Genomic DNA, 16,381 nt, shown 5'->3' with positions numbered 1-16,381 from the left:
CTGTTCTGATCCCGCACGATAGGTGGGGCAGGGAATAGGTTCAACGGATTTTGGAGCGATAGATCAAAGAATGGGCAAAGGGCCACGTGTTTTCGTCTGCCGCAGTACAAAATTGCTGCGAGTGTCGCGGACTAACCCCGATTTCAACAGCCTTTGCATGATGAACGCCTCAAGATCTTCGGGTGTTTTCGAATAGACTTTCAGAATGAAGTCATGATCCCCGGTGATTGAGGCGCACTCGACAATCTGAGCCTCGGTCTCAACCAGCCGCAAAAACGAAGTGATGCTGTCTTCCTGATGATCGCGCAGCGCAACATGAACATAGGCTATTGCGTTCAGGCCAACGGATTTGGCGGGCACACGAGCGGTATAGCCTGCCACAACCCCGGCAGCTTCGAGATCGCGAACCCGCCGCCAACATTGCGAGGCAGACAGGCCGGTACGATCCGCGAGCTCTTGCATAGACAGACGGCCATCGGTCTGAAGCTCTTGCAGGATGGCGATATCCGCGTTTTGAAGCATTTGCGTCATATCTTTTGAGTTTGTGAGATGTTTCGTTCATTTTGTATGATCCTGAAAAACATTCAAATGAAATTTTTCACGATGGCTGGCTATGCTCTTTTCAGGAGGAGCTTCCATGCCAAAGTCGACAAAATACGTCGCCAAGGTGGCCAATGCCAATGGTCACATCACATATACCGACGAAGAGGATGCTGTCTGGGCTGATCTTTATGCCGCTCAGCAAGAGAACGTACAGCGCTATATGGCGCGTGATTATCTTGAGGGGCTGGACCGGCTGGAGCTTCCGAAAACCCGTGTTCCATCATGCGCTGATATTTCTGAGAGGCTTCTGGATATGACAGGCTGGAAAGTGCAGCCTGTACCCGCGCTGATCGGGTTCAAGACCTTCTTTGGCATGTTGGCCGACCGGGTTTTCCCGGCGGCCTCGTTCATCCGGTCCCGCGAGGATTTCGATTACATCGAAGAGCCTGACATCTTTCATGAGATTTTCGGCCATACCCCACTGCTGAGCGATCCGCGATTTGCCGCCTTCAGCCACGCTATCGGATTGGCGGGGGTGCAGGCCGGTGAAAAAGACTATGCCTGGCTGATCCGGCTGTATTGGTTCTCGATCGAATTTGGCCTGCGGCGTCAGGATGGGGTGATCAAGGCGCTGGGATCGGGGCTTGCCTCATCCCCGACCGAACTTGTCTACGCGGTGGAAAGCGAAATACCCGACCGCGATCCCTTTGACGTTCTTACGATCCTGCGCACGCCCTACCGGATTGATATGCACCAGATGGGCTATTTCGTGCTGGACGACCCCGAGGAACTGTTTGCTGCCGCCGATCGGGATTTGCTGGCGGATGTGCATAAGGCGCAATCACTGGGCCTGTTGCCGAATAAGTTTCCCGAAAAGGCAACAGCGGCGGAGTAAGCTGGACATGACCACATCAGAACAAACCTGCACCCTATCGGATCGGACCTGTGCCCCTTGTTCCGGCGGCATTCCAGCTTTGAACCGTGATGCGGCAAGCGCGCATCTGGCCCAGTTGACCCCGGACTGGTCGCTGGATGCGGATGCAAAAACTCTCAGCCGTCATTTCAAATTCAAAGGCTTTGCCAAGGCGATCTATCTGGCAAACCTTTGCGCCTGGCTGGCCGATCAGCAAGGGCATCATCCCGACATCAGATTTGGATGGGGATATGTGGATGTTCAGCTGACGACCCACGAAATTGACGGCCTTAGTGAGAATGATTTCATCTGGGCGGCCAAGTTGGATCAGTTAGTCGTCTGAGGCCAGTTTCCAGACAGGAAAAACAGCTTGCTTTATTGACTCATGCTGCACCGGCACAATAGGAGGGGTCGGTCGGCGGCAAACGAAAGCCGACGCTGTTTTCCCGATGGAGCTTAAAGAAAATGTCTGAACTGCGTGAAACCGCGATGTCGTCCAAGGCTTGGCCTTTTGAAGAGGCGCGCCGGTTGCTCAAACGCTATCAGAAAGGGGCTCCGGACAAGGGGTATGTGTTGTTTGAGACGGGCTATGGCCCGTCCGGCTTGCCGCATATCGGGACATTTGGCGAGGTGGCGCGGACCACCATGGTCAAGCGTGCGTTTGAGGCGCTGTCGGATATTCCGACCAAGCTGATCTGTTTCTCGGACGATCTGGACGGTATGCGCAAAGTGCCCGGCAACGTGCCGAACCCCGAAGCACTTGCGGAGCATTTGCAGCGTCCTCTGACTTCGGTCCCTGATCCGTTCGGCGAATACCCAAGCTTTGGCGAATACAACAACGCAATGTTGCGCCGGTTTCTCGACACTTTTGGGTTCGAGTATGATTTCTATTCGGCGCGCGACTTTTATCGTTCGGGTCAGTTTGACGAGATTCTGAAGCGGGCGGTCGACAACTATGATGCCGTAATGGCTATCATGTTGAAAAGCCTGCGAGAAGAGCGGCAGCAGACCTATTCGATCTTCCTGCCGATCCACCCCGAAACAGGTCGGGTTCTGTACGTGCCGATGAAAAAGGTCTGCGCCGAGACCTATACCGTCACCTTTGATGACGACGACGGCAAGGAATGGACGCTGCCGGTCACGGGGGGCAACGTAAAGCTGCAATGGAAGCCGGATTTCGGTGCGCGCTGGGCCGCGCTGGGCGTTGATTTTGAAATGTATGGCAAGGAACATGCCACCAACGAAAAGATCTATGACGCGATCTGCCGGGCGTTGGGTGGCCGTGCGCCAGAGCATTTCAGTTATGAGCTGTTTTTGGATGAGAACGGTCAGAAGATTTCGAAATCTTCGGGCAATGGCGTCTCGATCGACGAATGGCTGACCTATGCACCGACTGAGAGTCTTGCGTATTTTATGTATCAAAAGCCCAAGACCGCCAAGCGGATGCATTTTGATGTGATCCCCAAGGCCTATGATGAATATCATCAGCAACTGCGGGCCTATCCGGGGCAAGAGTTGAAGGCGCAGCTGAACAATCCCGTGTGGCATATCCACGGCGGCGATGTTCCTGAATCGACGCTGATGGTGCCGTTTGCGATGCTGTTGAATCTGGCGTCAGTTTCGGGGGCCGAAGACAAAGAAGCGCTGTGGGGCTTCATCCGCCGCTATGCGCCCGAGGCTACGGCAGAGACGCATCCTGATCTGGATCAGGCGGCGGGATTTGCGGTCCGCTACTTTAACGATTTTGTCAAGCCCACCCGCCAGCACCGGGCGCCGACGGATCAAGAGCGCGAAGCGCTGGAGGCGTTGAAAGCAGAGCTGGCGGCATATGACGGACCGATCGAGGATGAGGCGCTGCAATCGGTGGTCTACTCTGTCGGGCGCGAGCGGTTTGACCCTATGCGGGGCTGGTTCACCGCGCTCTACGAGGTGTTGTTGGGCGCATCCCAGGGGCCGCGATTTGGCGGGTTTATCGCGCTTTACGGCGTGCCGGAAACCATTGCGCTGATAGACAAGGCGCTGGCTGGAGAGCTGGTCTGATTTGACCTGATCGCGTGTGGGGCTATCCTTCGATCAGGAGGTGGCCCCATGCGTCGTTTATTGCTTGCTGTATCTTTGAGTGCCGGGCTGGCATCAGGAGCCTTTGCCCAAAACGCCGAGATCGAGGCGAATATCGCGGGGCAGATACAGGCATTCAAGGCGGATGATTTCGCAACCGCCTTTACCTTTGCCAGCCCCACCATCCAGCGCCTGTTCGGAACGCCCGAGAATTTCGGGGTCATGGTCCGGCGTGGCTATCCAATGGTCTGGCGACCTGCGGATGTGCGGTTTCTGGAACTTCGCGAAATTTCAGGGGCGTTGTGGCAGAAGGTGATGATCACGGATGGCGACGGGCAGGTTCACATTCTGGACTATGAGATGATCCCTCAGGAAGAGGGCTGGAAAATCAATGGCGTGCAGCTTTTGGGCAATTCGGATCCGGCGGCGTAACGCAACACCACCGTCACGGTGATATGAACGGCGGTTAATTCCTTTTCGATACTCAGACTTTTGCGTTCGGGGTGCGTGGCCCTGGGCACTGGGTTTATGCGCACGGCGACTGACCGCAGCGCGATTGGGAAAGGGATTTCTATGAATAAGGCAATCACTGACGGCATCGTATTCATGCCGCCTGTTTTCGCATCCGGTCTGAACGTGTGGTCGAGCGGCGATGGTACTCCGGGTTCGCCAACCTATGACGGATCGGGGAACGGCGTATATGTCCCGGCCGATGCGGATTTTGGCGGATGTCTGGAAATCCTGAAGGTAAACGCAACACAACAGCTGCGCTATATGGGCCAGACACCGCTGCTGCCGGGATGCTACTTGCAGATCAAAGCCCGGATAAAAGCGATTAGCGGCCCCTTGCCCGAGGTTCGTATCGCCGCTTGGGCGGGTGGTGCAGGTGATGTTCAGGTGACGGGCGTGGTCGAGCAAGGCCCGGCAACACTGCTGTCTGGCTATGGCACAGTGCACGAAATCACAGCGATTGTGGGCGCGGGGCAACGGACGGGCGTGGATATGCCTTGGGGTGTTTCCGCCCTGTACGGGCATTTCGGGCTGGATATTGAAGGCACCAACGGCGCTGTGGTCCGGATCGACGATATCGAGATAACGGATGTCACCAATGTGTTCCTGCGCGACATGATCTCTCTGGTCGATATCCGTGATTTCGGAGCGGTCGGTGATGGTGTAGCGGATGACACAGCAGCGTTTGTCGCCGCTGATCAGGCGGCGAATGGACGACGTGTCTTTGTCTCGGATGGCACCTACCTGTTGACGGAAAACACGACGATCTCGTCAGAGATTGAATTTGAGGGCACGGTCACGATGCCCGATGACAAGATGCTCTTGTTGACCAAGGATTTTAACCTGCCAGCCTATATCACGGCCTTCGGCGCCGAGGATCTGGCGTTCAAAAAGGCCTTTCAGGCTTTGCTGAACAACTCGGATCATGAATCGCTGGATTTGGGTGGGCGCAAGATCTCGGTGAGTGAGCCGATTGATATGGCGGCGGCGGTTCCCAACAAACAGACAGGGTTTTCGACACGGCGGATCATCCGCAATGGCCAGTTCGATGTTCAAAGCAGTTCGGCATGGGGCACCGAGACATTCACATCTCTGGCAACCTACAGCCCGTCGGACCCAACGCGTTTGACCAATGTTGCGAATGTGGCCAACATTCCTGTCGGCTCGCTGGTGCAGGGCAGCGGCGTTGGCCGCGAGATCTATGTCCGGTCCAAGGATGAGGGGGCGGGAGAGATCACTTTGAACGCCCCGATCTATAACGCATCCGGGACGCAAACGTTCACCTTTTTGTCTTTCAAATATCTGCTCGATTTCAGTGGTTTCAGCACGTTGCGCAAGTTCGGAATGGAAGAGATCGAGTTTCAATGCAATGGCCGCTGTAGCGCAATCCGCCTTGCGCCGTCAGGCAGCACATTTGCCATAACGAACTGTTTTATCAGCCGACCTTTGGATCGCGGTATCACCTCGATCGGTACAGGGTGTCAGGGCATGTTGGTCGATAATTGTCAGTTCCTGTCTTCTGAAGAGTCCTTTGACGTCTCGGATCGCAAGTCGATTGCGTTGAACTCAACGGCCAATGACATCAAGTTGCGCCACAATCGCGCGGTTCGTTTCCTGCATTTTGCGGTGCTGGCAGGGACCAACAACATGGTCTTGGGTAACCATTTTTTCCAGGGAGACAGCATCGCTCAGGGGGTGCGCTCGGCCGGTTTGGTCATGATCGGAACTTACAACAGCTCGACCATTGCCGAGAACTATGTCGATAACTGTTTTGTCGAATGGACAAATGAGCGGGATTCAGACCCTGTTTACACCGCTGGCTTCTCGTTCAGCGCCATGAGCATTACCGACAATATCTTCTACTCGAACGAGGTCGCGCCCTGGTTCAGCAGCATTGTCATTCGTCCCTATGGAGCCGGGCATTTTCTGAACGGCGTTGTCGTGACAGGGAACAAATTCCGGTCCATCAACGGTGGGATCGACCGGGCCGAACGCGTGGACACGACATTCGCTGATCTGAACAACACAGCCCATTTGAACGTGACGTTTGAAAACAATACGTTCCATGGTGTGACTGCTAAAACCGCAAATCCACTGAGGGTACGGCACGCACAGAACACAGCTGCAACGGCGTGGACGGTGTCTTCTGAGGACCGGTTGCCCTTTGGTGGCAAGGCGCGCAGTTGTGACTCGGTTACCGTTCTGGGACCTTTGAAGACAGCGCTTGGGTCAACCAAATATTCGCACCCCTATGTCCTGCTGGAGCACGGGGTGGATGGATCTGATATCCAGTTACGCTGGCCTGAGGGTCTGAAGGGCGAGGTTTCAGCAATCCTGAGGATGGAGCGCTGACGGTGCGGGCGTCTGCCGGAATTAATGTAGGAACGGATTGGACTTAGAATTCGTTCCACAAAGCCAGTTTGATGCCCGTGTTTTTGCGGGCATCATTTCTTTCCACCCCCAGAACCCAGGTAGTAGAACTGTCTTTGGTTCGGATCATGACCGAGGGGCGTGCCTTCCAATATATCGAGTGCCCAGACCTGTAGGCCGTTTCGATTTGGATTAGGGGATTGATCAACCTGTCCGATGAAAGCCCTGTTGTCAGGTCGAGCTTTCGATAGATGTCATCATGTGTTCGGTTTTCGATGGCGGCATCAATCGCGATCCAACCGCTTCCCAAGGCGCTCTGGAATCCTTTGCCGTAAGACAGCGTCACTTTGTACTGTGCCCAGGCCCGTTCATGTTTGTGATATGCACCGGCACCAAATTCAGCAGCGAACCGACCCCATTGGCCCAAATCCGCTACTGGGACACGGGCAAAGATGAGTGCATGGCCATAGAGGTCTTGGTTTTGCTCGAAATCAAAGCCGACCGTCAGGTTCTGGCTGTATCCCCATTCCGCATAGAGAGAAGTTTTATAGTCGTACCCATCCTCAGGGAGCCGAAAAGCTGTCAGTGAGGCGGCTGTGAATGCTGCATCCTTTTCTCGCAGCCATGCACCTGACCAGGCAGGAGAGGCCATCAGCAACAGGTGCAATATCAGGGCAATGCGATACATGCTTGCAGCTTCCGTCAGCATGGTTAACGGAGTGTTAGTGTTTTGTTTATTTTTCGAATTGAAAAGAGCGCGCCTAGGCCAAAAGGAAACACAAGACCTTTCAGAATCCTGTGTTAGGTTTGAGACAGACAAGGGAGTTTCAAGATGCCAAAGATTTCCAAAAACGCTACTGTGCAGACCGTAATCACAACATTTGAAATGACGCCTGGCACCTGCCAGGATCTGCTTGAGGCGTTGACGGATGCCTATGCCAGCTTCATCTCAAAGCAACCTGGATTTGTTGCAGCGGGATTGCACGTGAACGACGCCCAGACCCGGATTGCCAATTATTCGCAATGGGAGCGTCGCGAGGATTTTCTGGCCATGCTGCGTACGTCAGAAATGCGTGATAGAAACCGTAAAATCAACGAGTTGTGCAAGAGTTTTGAGCCCGTCATGTACGATGTTGCGGAAACCTTCAACTGATCCTGACCTGGATCAAGGTCACGCGTCTGGTAATCGAACAGTATACTTGAGCAACCAAGGAGGCGCGTGCCATGTATCACAATATTCTTGTACCAATATCATTCGACGACGCGCGTGATATGCCGTCCGCATTGAAACTGGCGCAACTGTTGGCAGCTCCCGAGTCACAGGTCACGCTGCTGCACGTGGTCGAACATATACCGGCCTATGCCAGCGCTTATATGCCGGTCGGGTACCTGGACGAGGCGCGCAAGGCCGTTCAGGCCGAGTTGGATGCGCTGGCGGAAAATATTTCGGGCGCCCGCGGAGTCGTTGTCGAGGGGCATTCCGGTCGGACGATCCTTGACTGGGCCGACGTGAATAAGCCGGATCTGATCATCATCGCGTCTCATCGACCAGGTATGCAGGATTTGCTTTTGGGCTCCACCGCTACCCATGTTGTCCGCCACGCTGCATGCTCAGTGCACGTGGTGCGTTAGGTCTCTGCCAGATCACAAGCGAGCAGCCAAGAAATTGGCCGGTCTGTCTTGTTTGCTTGGCCCAGGTTCGTAGAGCGTCCTGCATCGTGACAGAGTTTCACAGATATGTTTGTCCCTTAGGTATCGGCATCCCACGGATACTGGTGTATTGATCGGGAATGCAGCCAGAAAAGACCACTCCAAAGGCGCTGTTCACGGATCCGAAATCGGCCAAACGTGTTCAACGCGCCGAAGCTCTGCGCCGGCGCGCATTGTCACCGGTGCGGATTCTGCTGATGGTCCTCATGTTGCCGCTGACGACAGGCATCATTGCCCTGAGCGTCTGGTTGCGCACTTCCGAATTCGAGCGTGATGAGGCGGTTTTACATCTTGTTGCTCTTGCCGGATGTGGTGCTGCGCTCTCGGTTCTTCCTGGTCCGTTTCTGGAGGGCGAGCCGGGCTATCACCTGCAAAACGATCCCGATCAGGATGGTGTGGCCTGTGGAGTGATTGCCCCGAATGCAGAACAAAGCGCTGCCCCTCAAAAACGCGTTGGCAATGCCAAATTCGTGAGGCCCTGACAGGTGGGTAAGGACTTCGGAACAAAGAGGCTGAGCCGATGACGCGAGCAGAGTTCAACAGTTTCTGCGCGGGCCTGAAGGCCAGCTCTCATGTGGTTCAATGGGGCAATGCAGACGTGTGGAAAGTGGGGGGCAAGGTGTTTGCGATCTGCGGCTGGAACGACGGTCAGGACGCCTTCACCTTCAAAGCCACTGAACTGGCCTTTGAGGTGCTGAGCGGCGAACCCGGAATTCGCCCTGCGCCATATTTGGCCTCGCGCGGGATGAAATGGCTGCAGGTCTATGAGGACCGCGGGATGAGCGACACGTCGCTGCGCGAGCATATCGTGACGTCCTATGATCTGGTCGTGGCCAAGCTGACCAAGAAGATGCGGGCGGAACTGGGCGTATAGGAATAGGTAATCCCATCCGCCACCCAGCCCATTTCACCTTTACTCACTTGCGCCAATAGTTGTTCGCTGCCGCCACGGTCTGGTAATTTGTCGCCACGACATGCGACACCATAGTAAGGCTGTCCGCATCGTTTTCGTAGATCGGCCTCAGGCGCTGACGAATCTCGTCATTGGGCTGCGTCTTCTTAACCGCCATCCGTGATAGTTTGATTGCCAGGTCAAATCCCTCCTCGGGTGTCTCGGTGATGAGCGTTGGTAGCCAGGACATGTGCTGCCTCCTATATCGTGTACAATAATATCGAGCACGATATAAACTGCCTTGCGGGCGTGGGTCAATGAATTATATCGTGCACGATATAAGCGAGCGAAGGTGCTGCCGTGACAGATTCTCCGACCCAACCGAAGACCGACGAGATGTTTTGCCATGCGGTCTATACGTCATGGCATGTGATCAACCGCGCTTATAAGAGACACCTCGGCCCGCTAGGGCTGACCTATCCGCAATACATCACCCTGACCCTGCTGTGGCAGAGAGACCGGCGAAATGTCAGTGAGTTGGCCAACGCGTTGTCGATGGAAACCAGCACGCTGACCCCGCTGCTGAAACGCCTTGAGGCCGACGGGCTTGTCGACCGAACCCGTAGCAAAGAGGACGAACGCCAGGTTGTTGTTTCTCTGACCGGGGCGGGATCGGCCTTGCGGTCTGTGGCGCATGAGATCACCGCCTGCATGATCGCCGATACCGGGCTGGACGAAGCTGACCTAGACCGCCTTTTGAATACGCTGGAGAAGCTGAAAGCCAGCTTGTCTCAGGCCGGCAATTAGCTCAGGCCGCAAACACGGTGAACGGCGCTTTGGTTGTTCGGGTTCGATCTGGCTGCGGCTGTGGAATCACAATATGTGATTCAGATGTCGAGCCTTCCGCGCTGGGCAGCAACTCTGGCGTGTCAGTGGCCCAAATACAGTGAGGCGTATGGTTGAAAATGGCCGCAAATCACGCGTATCAATGTGAGATTTCGGGCTGCCGTGCTAGGTTGCGTGCGGCGGGGTCGTTCCGACCGCGTCACATGGCGATATCGCCGGACGAGGGAGGAAGATCATGTTTGCACGTATTACTCAATTCAAGATGAAGCCCGGCACGCGTGAGGCGGCGACGGCGAAAATGAACGCATTGAAATCAGAAATCATGGGCATGCCCGGCATGCACAGCTTTACCAATGTGATGAACGAGGACGGGTCGGGCTATGTGATCTCGGTTGTCGAGAGCGAGGAGACCTCGAACGCAAACGCACCCAAAGTGGCCGAGCTGTGGGGCCATTTCGCCGAGTTCATGGAAAGCCCGCCAACGCCGGTTGGGTATGATGTGATTGCCCATTGGGATAAGGGGTAAGGTATCGGGCGGGATAATCCCGCCCTTTTTTGCAAAAGAACCTGTGCCAGATCCTCGGCCAGCACCACACGGGTGCCGCGCACCCGGTGAATGGTGCTTTGGACCTCCTGCGAACTTGGCAGGGTGTTCGGGATCGTAATGGCAACCGTTTGGAATCACAATTTGTGATTTCAAACGTGGAGGAGTGCGCGCTGGGCTGCAAGGGTGGAGTGTGGCGAGTCAAACGTCAGAGAGCGTGTGAAAGGTATGTGACAGCGCCGACCCTAAGCCCACTTTGAGAAACTCAATTCATTTAACAGTAGAAAACCACCTTGCAATCGACCTGCTCTGCGTTTTTCCTCGGACCGGCGACCAATGAAACGGCATGCATCTCTCTGGGCACTCCAAAATCCAAATCGACTATCCCCGCAAAAATACAATTTTTGGGAGCTTCGATTAGCGATAAATCCAAATGCCACAACGCTTTCTTTTGTGCGTGAACAATTTCTGAACCTAGTAGATCAAACTCTTCGACTACGGCCTCTTGGGAAGGTGATTCCGAATCCTGTTGCAAGTACTCACAAAATCCAATGCTCTCTCGCCACTCACGAAAAATTTCCACAGACCCTTGAGCAGAAATTTTGATTGGCTTTAGTAAAAAAACTCCCACGGCCAAAGGTTTTTCAAATTGGATGCCTGAAAGCTGAAAGTCTTGTGGGCCATTCAATGTGTCCGATTTTTGATACTCATTCACAACACCTTGCATAATTCTGCCAAGATAGCCGTTCTTATCCAAAGCATTTGCCAAAACTTCCGTCTCAAAGCGTCTTTGATCAGCTTCAGAGATTTTAACACCAACGCTGAAGTTCCTGAAACGGGCAAACCAAACTCCTACCTTGGCGTTCACGCCCCACGTGAGGATTTCTTCATCGCTAACATCGAGCAAACTACGTAAAATAATACCGTGCCTCTTTGCTTTCTTCTTAGCAGTATCGGAGAAACCATTTGAAGAAACAGCAATAACCATATTGGCTCCCAAGCTTGCGCGGCGACCAATCAGTTCTTCAACCCAATTTACATCCTGCTTTCGGCCTCTATAACGGCACTCAACGTGTATCGTGCAATTTGGCCTTCGTATTTCGACGTCGATTTGCCTTTTTTGCGAAGGGTTGTCTGGGTCCGTAATCCTCTTGTCCCATGTTACTTCCGTCCCCTTTTCTTCTAGTAGTCTGTAGATTCTCGAAATACGCTGCTCAAATTGCTTTGGGCCATTCATTAATGACTTCCTTGGTCTGAGTTTCTAATTTTTTGACCACAAACAAAATAGGAGGTCGATAGGGTTGTATCACCGCTTCCTTCTCTTCACATTCCCACCCCTTTGCCCCGGCCTTCCAGCCGTTGACCGTCCGCGTGATTTCACCGCGTCCTCTGATGCTTTCTCGACCGCCCATTGGCGTGCCATGGGGTCGTCGGCGATGGCCAGATCGACCGCTTCCAGGCGTTTGATCTCATCCCTGATGTTGGCGGCCTCTTCGAATTCCAGATTCTCGGCGGCTTTGCGCATCTTGTCGCGCAACCCGTCCAGATGCGCCTCAAGATTCGCGCCGTGCATCGGTTTGTCGATGGTGGCGGTGACGCGGTTCATGTCGACGTCGCCTTTGTAGAGACCGGCCAAAACATCCTCGACGTTTTTCTTCACCGTTGCTGGGGTGATGCCGTGTTCCTCGTTATAGGCGATCTGCTTGGCGCGGCGGCGATCGGTTTCGTTCAGCGCGCGCTCCATGGAACCGGTGATCTTGTCGGCATACATGATCACCCGCCCGTCGGCGTTGCGCGCGGCGCGGCCAATGGTCTGGACCAGTGAGGTTTCGGATCGCAGGAAGCCTTCTTTGTCGGCGTCCAGAATGGCCACCAGCCCGCATTCCGGGATGTCGAGCCCCTCGCGCAGCAGGTTGATGCCGATCAGAACGTCGAAGGCCCCCAACCGCAGGTCACGCAGAATCTCGATGCGTTCCAGCGTGTCGATATCCGAGTGCATGTAACGGACCCTGATGCCCTGTTCGTGCATGTATTCGGTCAAATCCTCGGCCATGCGTTTGGTCAACGTTGTGACCAGCGTGCGATAACCGTCGGCGGCGACCTTGCGCACCTCGTCCAGCAGATCGTCGACCTGCATGCCGACAGGGCGGATTTCGACCTCGGGGTCCAAGAGCCCGGTGGGGCGGATCACCTGTTCGGTGAAGACACCGCCGGTCTGTTCGATCTCCCACTTGGCCGGGGTTGCCGAGACAAAGACGGATTGCGGGCGCATGGCGTCCCATTCCTCAAACTTGAGGGGGCGGTTGTCCATGCAGGAGGGCAGGCGGAACCCGTGTTCGGCCAGGGTGAATTTGCGCCGATAGTCGCCCCGGTACATGCCGCCGATCTGCGGTACGCTGACGTGGGATTCATCGGCGAAGACGATGGCGTTATCGGGGATGAATTCGAACAGGGTCGGGGGCGGCTCGCCCGGTGCGCGGCCTGTCAGATAGCGCGAGTAGTTTTCGATTCCGTTACAGACGCCGGTGGCCTCCAACATCTCCAGATCGAAATTCGTGCGTTGTTCCAGACGTTGCGCTTCCAGCAGTTTGCCCTCTCCGACCAGTTGATCCAGTCGGATGCGGAGTTCCTTCTTGATGCCGATGATCGCCTGGTTCATCGTTGGCTTCGGGGTCACGTAGTGCGAGTTGGCGTAAACCCGCACCTGTTCCATATTCGCGGCGCGTTCACCGGTCAGCGGGTCGAACTCGGTGATGGTTTCCAATTCCTCACCGAAGAACGAGAATTTCCAAGCGCGATCCTCAAGGTGGGCGGGCCAGATTTCCAGGCTGTCACCCCGCACTCGGAACGAGCCCCGTTGGAATGCCTGATCATTTCGGCGGTATTGCTGGGCGACCAGATCGGCCATGATCTGGCGCTGGTTGTATTCACCGCCAACCTTCAGGTCTTGCGTCATCGCCCCATAGGTTTCGACCGAGCCGATACCGTAGATGCACGACACTGAGGCGACGATGATTACGTCGTCGCGTTCCAACAGCGCCCGCGTGGCCGAGTGGCGCATCCGGTCGATCTGTTCGTTGATCTGGGATTCTTTCTCGATATAGGTGTCGCTGCGCGCGACATAGGCCTCGGGCTGGTAATAGTCGTAGTAGGACACGAAATACTCGACCGAGTTTTCCGGGAAGAAGCCTTTGAACTCACCATAGAGCTGCGCCGCCAGCGTTTTGTTGGGCGCAAGGATGATGGCGGGTCGCTGGGTTTCTTCGATCACCTTGGCCATGGTGAAAGTCTTGCCCGTCCCGGTCGCGCCCAGCAGAACCTGTTCTCTTTCGCCGTCGAAGATGCCGTTGGTCAGTTCTTTGATCGCGGTGGGCTGGTCGCCTGCCGGTGAGAACTCGGTATGCATGACGAATTCTTTACCGCCTTCCAGTTTCAGGCGGGCGCGGACGTCATCAGCGGTCAGCTGGGTCTTGTCGGAATGGGCGTAAGGCATGGGAAGGCTCCGGATCAGGCCCTTACATTTGTTCTTATTTTGTCCATCTGCAAGGCCTGATCTGAAATGGAGCGCATCAATCCGGGATTATGCGGTTTGGCCATTGGGGATTTGGCCAGCACGCGCCTTTTGGGCAAGCGCCTTGAGGTTGCCGTCCAGAACGCCCTTCATCATCATTTTCATCAGCGTTTGCCCCAGCACCCAGCCAAATGCGCCGTATTTCACGTGGTAATCCATGCTCCAGACCACGCGAGAACCACCGTTTGTCTGGGGCTCGATGGTGATCGCTGCGCTGGCCTCGGTCAGGGGCATGGCGGCCATATCAGAGAGTTGCAGGCGATAGCCGCGATTGGTGTCCCACTGCGTGACCTTCTCGACCAGAGAGGTTCCATTCGCAAAATGACAGCGTCTTTTCGAGCCGACGCCGTTTTCCTGCTCGGTCAAAGCGTCGACAGAGACCACCTGGGGCGCGAATTCATCGATATGCATGAAGCGGTTGAGAATGGCCCATACATCTTGTGGGTTGGCATCCATTTTCAGGGCTCTTTCAAAGTGAATCATCTTGGTTTCCTTGTTGTCAGTTGATGCCTGACCTAGCAGTATCTGATGACAGTTTCTGGCATTAGTCTTGGGCCGAGGCGCGAAAATCGAGTTCGCCAGCCGCGACATTTGCCACCTTGTCCCAGGCCTCGCTCTGACGCATAAACAACCTCAGCCAAGTGAGTACGGAGAGGCGACATGCGCGCACGGATCTACCAGCCTTCGCGGAATGCGATGACATCGGGTACGGCCAAGACCCGGCATTGGGTGTTGGAATATGCCCCAGCATCCACGCGCGAGGTTGATCCGTTGATGGGCTGGACGTCTTCCAGTGACACCCAGACCCAGGTGCGTCTGAATTTCGACACCAAGGAAGAGGCGCTGGATTACGCCAAGGACAACGGTATCGACGCACAGGTCAGTGAACCGCATAAACGCAAGCCGAACCTGCGCGCGCGCGGTTATGGCGAAAATTTTGCCACCGATCGGCGCGCACCCTGGACGCATTAAATGATCGACATTCGCGAGGCTGACCCAACCTCCGACGCATTGCGCCCGGTGGTCGAGGCGCATTTTGCCCATAGCGAAACCGCCGGGCCAGCCGAGAGCAATCACACGATGGATGCCAGTGCCTTGGCCGGGCCCGGAATGCGGTTCTGGGCTTTGTATGAGGGTAACAAGGTGCTGGGCTGCGGCGCGCTCAAGGCGCTGCCGGATGGGACCGCCGAAGTCAAATCCGTGCATATCCTTGCCACCGCACGTGGCCGCGGTCTGGCGCGAGTGATGATGACCCATCTTGCTGATCACGCACGGGTCGAAGGGACCTCGGCGCTGGTTCTTGAGACGGGCGCCGATCATCTGTCCTACTACGACGCCGCGCGCAGGCTGTATGAAGCGCTAGGCTATTCCTATTGCGGCCCGATCTACGGCTATGAGGCCGACCCCAACAGCGCCTTCATGCGATTGGATCTAATGCCCGCAGAATAGGCCGGTTGTTAGGCACTACCTTCGTTCAGCAATGCCACGACCTGTTGCGATTCGAGCCTTTGCCGCGTTGCGCCAGGTATCTGGACGAACAGAAAGCGGCCCGTTGGGCAGGTGTATTCGCTTGCAGACTTAAGAGCGCCGCTTGCCAGGGCATCCTCAAGCAAACATAGATGCCCCATCAGGATACCCGCACCTGCCTTCGCTTCTTCCACGGCCAGGCTGTACAGAGAGAACTGCGGCCCGGTCTGCGCATCCTGCAGTTCAATTCCCGTGTTCTGTGACCAGATTGTCCAATCGTCGTTCCAGGTCTGGTCATGCAGAAGGACGGCGTCGCCAAAGTGGTTCATACGTTCAATCTGGCTAGGCGCGCCGACCGGAGAGATGAGATCGGGGCAGATGCAAATCTGCTCGGGCTCAGCATCGGGTTCGCCAATGAATATGGCCAGATCGAACAATTCCCGATCAAGACTGGGTGGGTTTTCCATCGCGGTCACCGAAAAATTGATATGCGGAAACTGCGCCCTGACCCGGCTTAGCCGTTTTGGTAGCCAAAGCTGCGCAACAGATGGCAAGGCGGCGATATGAAAATCGGCGTTGGGTTTGAGGTTGCGGAGGGCACGCGCCGCCTCGGCCAACCCGTCGAACGCCGCAGAGAATTCAGCCACCATCGAAGCCCCGGCCTTGGTCAGTTCCACCCCCTGCGCGTTGCGCCGAAACAACGCGGTACCTGCCCAGCCCTCCAATGTCTTGATGTGCTGCGAAATCGCTCCGGGCGTGACGCTCAATTCCTCAGCGGCGGCGACAAAGCTGACATGACGTGCGGCAGCTTCAAAGGCGCGCATTGCATTCAGCGGGGGCCCTTTCGGGCGTTTGGGCATGACACTCATTTCAAGCCTTAGTTTTTCTACGCCAAGAAATAGCAAATCTGCTTTGCGCTGTCACGAAATGGCTGCCACCATGCTGCAAAACGGAGGA

The 16,381-nt window shown here is 55.5% G+C and carries 20 protein-coding genes; 13 read left to right on the top strand and 7 right to left on the bottom strand.

All coding sequences use genetic code 11. The annotated features are described in order from the left end of the window. Positions 1–63: 63 nt before the first annotated feature. Positions 64–531 carry an Lrp/AsnC family transcriptional regulator gene (locus tag AC2FH9_RS10720; protein WP_246097185.1) on the bottom strand — a complete coding sequence of 156 codons (468 nt, stop codon included), beginning with the start codon at positions 529–531 and terminating at the stop codon, positions 64–66. 106 nt (positions 532–637) lie between these two features. On the opposite strand from AC2FH9_RS10720, the gene phhA reads away from it, so the two are divergent. From phhA to AC2FH9_RS10695, 5 genes are all read left to right on the top strand, one after another. After that, positions 638–1,438 (top strand): phenylalanine 4-monooxygenase, encoded by an 801-nt coding sequence (gene phhA, locus AC2FH9_RS10715; protein WP_496701696.1) that lies wholly within the window; start codon positions 638–640, stop codon positions 1,436–1,438. A 7-nt stretch (positions 1,439–1,445) separates the two neighbouring features. Beyond that, on the top strand, positions 1,446–1,799 hold the full coding sequence (locus AC2FH9_RS10710) for a 4a-hydroxytetrahydrobiopterin dehydratase (protein ID WP_496871491.1): 354 nt from the start codon (positions 1,446–1,448) through the stop codon (positions 1,797–1,799). 122 nt (positions 1,800–1,921) lie between these two features. After that, the gene (locus AC2FH9_RS10705) at positions 1,922–3,496 is read left to right on the top strand and encodes a lysine--tRNA ligase (protein ID WP_496871490.1); all 1,575 of its coding nucleotides are present in this window, start codon (positions 1,922–1,924) and stop codon (positions 3,494–3,496) included. 48 nt (positions 3,497–3,544) lie between these two features. Further along, positions 3,545–3,946, top strand: coding sequence for a DUF4864 domain-containing protein (locus AC2FH9_RS10700; RefSeq protein ID WP_271948323.1), 402 nt, complete (start codon positions 3,545–3,547; stop codon positions 3,944–3,946). A gap of 141 nt (positions 3,947–4,087) precedes the next feature. Then, entirely contained in the window at positions 4,088–6,376 is a 2,289-nt protein-coding gene (locus tag AC2FH9_RS10695; RefSeq protein WP_496871488.1) for a glycosyl hydrolase family 28-related protein, read from the top strand. 43 nt (positions 6,377–6,419) lie between these two features. On the opposite strand, the gene AC2FH9_RS10690 is transcribed toward AC2FH9_RS10695, so the two are convergent. Continuing rightward, the gene (locus AC2FH9_RS10690; RefSeq protein WP_246097186.1) at positions 6,420–7,103 is read right to left on the bottom strand and encodes a hypothetical protein; all 684 of its coding nucleotides are present in this window, start codon (positions 7,101–7,103) and stop codon (positions 6,420–6,422) included. 123 nt (positions 7,104–7,226) lie between these two features. Between AC2FH9_RS10690 and AC2FH9_RS10685 the strand changes: the two genes are divergently transcribed. The 4 genes from AC2FH9_RS10685 (at position 7,227) to AC2FH9_RS10670 (ending at position 8,978) form a co-directional block, all read left to right on the top strand. Beyond that, positions 7,227–7,547, top strand: a complete 321-nt coding sequence (locus AC2FH9_RS10685; protein WP_142635654.1) for an antibiotic biosynthesis monooxygenase family protein — start codon at positions 7,227–7,229, stop codon at positions 7,545–7,547. A gap of 71 nt (positions 7,548–7,618) precedes the next feature. Beyond that, the gene (locus AC2FH9_RS10680) at positions 7,619–8,026 is read left to right on the top strand and encodes a universal stress protein (RefSeq protein WP_496688893.1); all 408 of its coding nucleotides are present in this window, start codon (positions 7,619–7,621) and stop codon (positions 8,024–8,026) included. A 158-nt stretch (positions 8,027–8,184) separates the two neighbouring features. Then, the gene (locus tag AC2FH9_RS10675) at positions 8,185–8,586 is read left to right on the top strand and encodes an excalibur calcium-binding domain-containing protein (RefSeq protein ID WP_246097187.1); all 402 of its coding nucleotides are present in this window, start codon (positions 8,185–8,187) and stop codon (positions 8,584–8,586) included. A 38-nt stretch (positions 8,587–8,624) separates the two neighbouring features. After that, positions 8,625–8,978 (top strand): MmcQ/YjbR family DNA-binding protein, encoded by a 354-nt coding sequence (locus AC2FH9_RS10670; protein WP_496871487.1) that lies wholly within the window; start codon positions 8,625–8,627, stop codon positions 8,976–8,978. A 43-nt stretch (positions 8,979–9,021) separates the two neighbouring features. Here AC2FH9_RS10670 and AC2FH9_RS10665 read toward each other — a convergent pair whose 3' ends face one another. Further along, positions 9,022–9,246 (bottom strand): hexameric tyrosine-coordinated heme protein, encoded by a 225-nt coding sequence (locus AC2FH9_RS10665; RefSeq protein WP_142635660.1) that lies wholly within the window; start codon positions 9,244–9,246, stop codon positions 9,022–9,024. A 110-nt stretch (positions 9,247–9,356) separates the two neighbouring features. On the opposite strand from AC2FH9_RS10665, the gene AC2FH9_RS10660 reads away from it, so the two are divergent. Together AC2FH9_RS10660 and AC2FH9_RS10655 are read left to right on the top strand one after the other, a co-directional pair. Continuing rightward, entirely contained in the window at positions 9,357–9,803 is a 447-nt protein-coding gene (locus AC2FH9_RS10660) for a MarR family winged helix-turn-helix transcriptional regulator (protein ID WP_496750057.1), read from the top strand. Between the two features lie 274 nt (positions 9,804–10,077). Further along, positions 10,078–10,368 carry an antibiotic biosynthesis monooxygenase family protein gene (locus AC2FH9_RS10655; RefSeq protein ID WP_496693617.1) on the top strand — a complete coding sequence of 97 codons (291 nt, stop codon included), beginning with the start codon at positions 10,078–10,080 and terminating at the stop codon, positions 10,366–10,368. 292 nt (positions 10,369–10,660) lie between these two features. Here AC2FH9_RS10655 and AC2FH9_RS10650 read toward each other — a convergent pair whose 3' ends face one another. The 3 genes from AC2FH9_RS10650 to AC2FH9_RS10640 form a co-directional block, all read right to left on the bottom strand. Further along, positions 10,661–11,623, bottom strand: coding sequence for a restriction endonuclease (locus tag AC2FH9_RS10650; protein WP_496871485.1), 963 nt, complete (start codon positions 11,621–11,623; stop codon positions 10,661–10,663). 69 nt (positions 11,624–11,692) lie between these two features. Then, positions 11,693–13,879: an excinuclease ABC subunit UvrB gene (gene uvrB / locus AC2FH9_RS10645; RefSeq protein WP_496871484.1), complete on the bottom strand. Its 2,187-nt coding sequence runs from the start codon at positions 13,877–13,879 to the stop codon at positions 11,693–11,695. Positions 13,880–13,966: 87 nt separating this feature from the next. Next, on the bottom strand, positions 13,967–14,440 hold the full coding sequence (locus AC2FH9_RS10640) for an SRPBCC family protein (protein ID WP_496871482.1): 474 nt from the start codon (positions 14,438–14,440) through the stop codon (positions 13,967–13,969). 177 nt (positions 14,441–14,617) lie between these two features. On the opposite strand from AC2FH9_RS10640, the gene AC2FH9_RS10635 reads away from it, so the two are divergent. Continuing rightward, positions 14,618–14,929: an ETC complex I subunit gene (locus AC2FH9_RS10635; RefSeq protein ID WP_142635668.1), complete on the top strand. Its 312-nt coding sequence runs from the start codon at positions 14,618–14,620 to the stop codon at positions 14,927–14,929. Next, positions 14,930–15,406, top strand: a complete 477-nt coding sequence (locus AC2FH9_RS10630) for a GNAT family N-acetyltransferase (RefSeq protein ID WP_496871480.1) — start codon at positions 14,930–14,932, stop codon at positions 15,404–15,406. It abuts the gene before it with no gap. An 8-nt stretch (positions 15,407–15,414) separates the two neighbouring features. Here the strand turns inward: AC2FH9_RS10630 and AC2FH9_RS10625 are convergent, their stop codons facing one another. Next, positions 15,415–16,284, bottom strand: coding sequence for a LysR family transcriptional regulator (locus AC2FH9_RS10625; RefSeq protein ID WP_496871479.1), 870 nt, complete (start codon positions 16,282–16,284; stop codon positions 15,415–15,417). Positions 16,285–16,381: the final 97 nt, after the last annotated feature.

This window comes from Ruegeria sp. CDSC081 (assembly GCF_059610485.1).
Note: the sequence above shows the minus strand (reverse complement) of the source record. Positions and strands in the feature narration are given on the sequence as shown.

Coding starts and splice junctions, on each gene's coding strand:
- AC2FH9_RS10720 (WP_246097185.1), bottom strand. CDS start 531: ATGACGCAAATGCTTCAAAACGCGGATATCGCCATCCTGCAAGAGCTT.
- phhA (WP_496701696.1), top strand. CDS start 638: ATGCCAAAGTCGACAAAATACGTCGCCAAGGTGGCCAATGCCAATGGT.
- AC2FH9_RS10710 (WP_496871491.1), top strand. CDS start 1,446: ATGACCACATCAGAACAAACCTGCACCCTATCGGATCGGACCTGTGCC.
- AC2FH9_RS10705 (WP_496871490.1), top strand. CDS start 1,922: ATGTCTGAACTGCGTGAAACCGCGATGTCGTCCAAGGCTTGGCCTTTT.
- AC2FH9_RS10700 (WP_271948323.1), top strand. CDS start 3,545: ATGCGTCGTTTATTGCTTGCTGTATCTTTGAGTGCCGGGCTGGCATCA.
- AC2FH9_RS10695 (WP_496871488.1), top strand. CDS start 4,088: ATGAATAAGGCAATCACTGACGGCATCGTATTCATGCCGCCTGTTTTC.
- AC2FH9_RS10690 (WP_246097186.1), bottom strand. CDS start 7,103: ATGCTGACGGAAGCTGCAAGCATGTATCGCATTGCCCTGATATTGCAC.
- AC2FH9_RS10685 (WP_142635654.1), top strand. CDS start 7,227: ATGCCAAAGATTTCCAAAAACGCTACTGTGCAGACCGTAATCACAACA.
- AC2FH9_RS10680 (WP_496688893.1), top strand. CDS start 7,619: ATGTATCACAATATTCTTGTACCAATATCATTCGACGACGCGCGTGAT.
- AC2FH9_RS10675 (WP_246097187.1), top strand. CDS start 8,185: ATGCAGCCAGAAAAGACCACTCCAAAGGCGCTGTTCACGGATCCGAAA.
- AC2FH9_RS10670 (WP_496871487.1), top strand. CDS start 8,625: ATGACGCGAGCAGAGTTCAACAGTTTCTGCGCGGGCCTGAAGGCCAGC.
- AC2FH9_RS10665 (WP_142635660.1), bottom strand. CDS start 9,246: ATGTCCTGGCTACCAACGCTCATCACCGAGACACCCGAGGAGGGATTT.
- AC2FH9_RS10655 (WP_496693617.1), top strand. CDS start 10,078: ATGTTTGCACGTATTACTCAATTCAAGATGAAGCCCGGCACGCGTGAG.
- AC2FH9_RS10650 (WP_496871485.1), bottom strand. CDS start 11,623: ATGAATGGCCCAAAGCAATTTGAGCAGCGTATTTCGAGAATCTACAGA.
- uvrB (WP_496871484.1), bottom strand. CDS start 13,879: ATGCCTTACGCCCATTCCGACAAGACCCAGCTGACCGCTGATGACGTC.
- AC2FH9_RS10640 (WP_496871482.1), bottom strand. CDS start 14,440: ATGATTCACTTTGAAAGAGCCCTGAAAATGGATGCCAACCCACAAGAT.
- AC2FH9_RS10635 (WP_142635668.1), top strand. CDS start 14,618: ATGCGCGCACGGATCTACCAGCCTTCGCGGAATGCGATGACATCGGGT.
- AC2FH9_RS10630 (WP_496871480.1), top strand. CDS start 14,930: ATGATCGACATTCGCGAGGCTGACCCAACCTCCGACGCATTGCGCCCG.
- AC2FH9_RS10625 (WP_496871479.1), bottom strand. CDS start 16,284: ATGCCCAAACGCCCGAAAGGGCCCCCGCTGAATGCAATGCGCGCCTTT.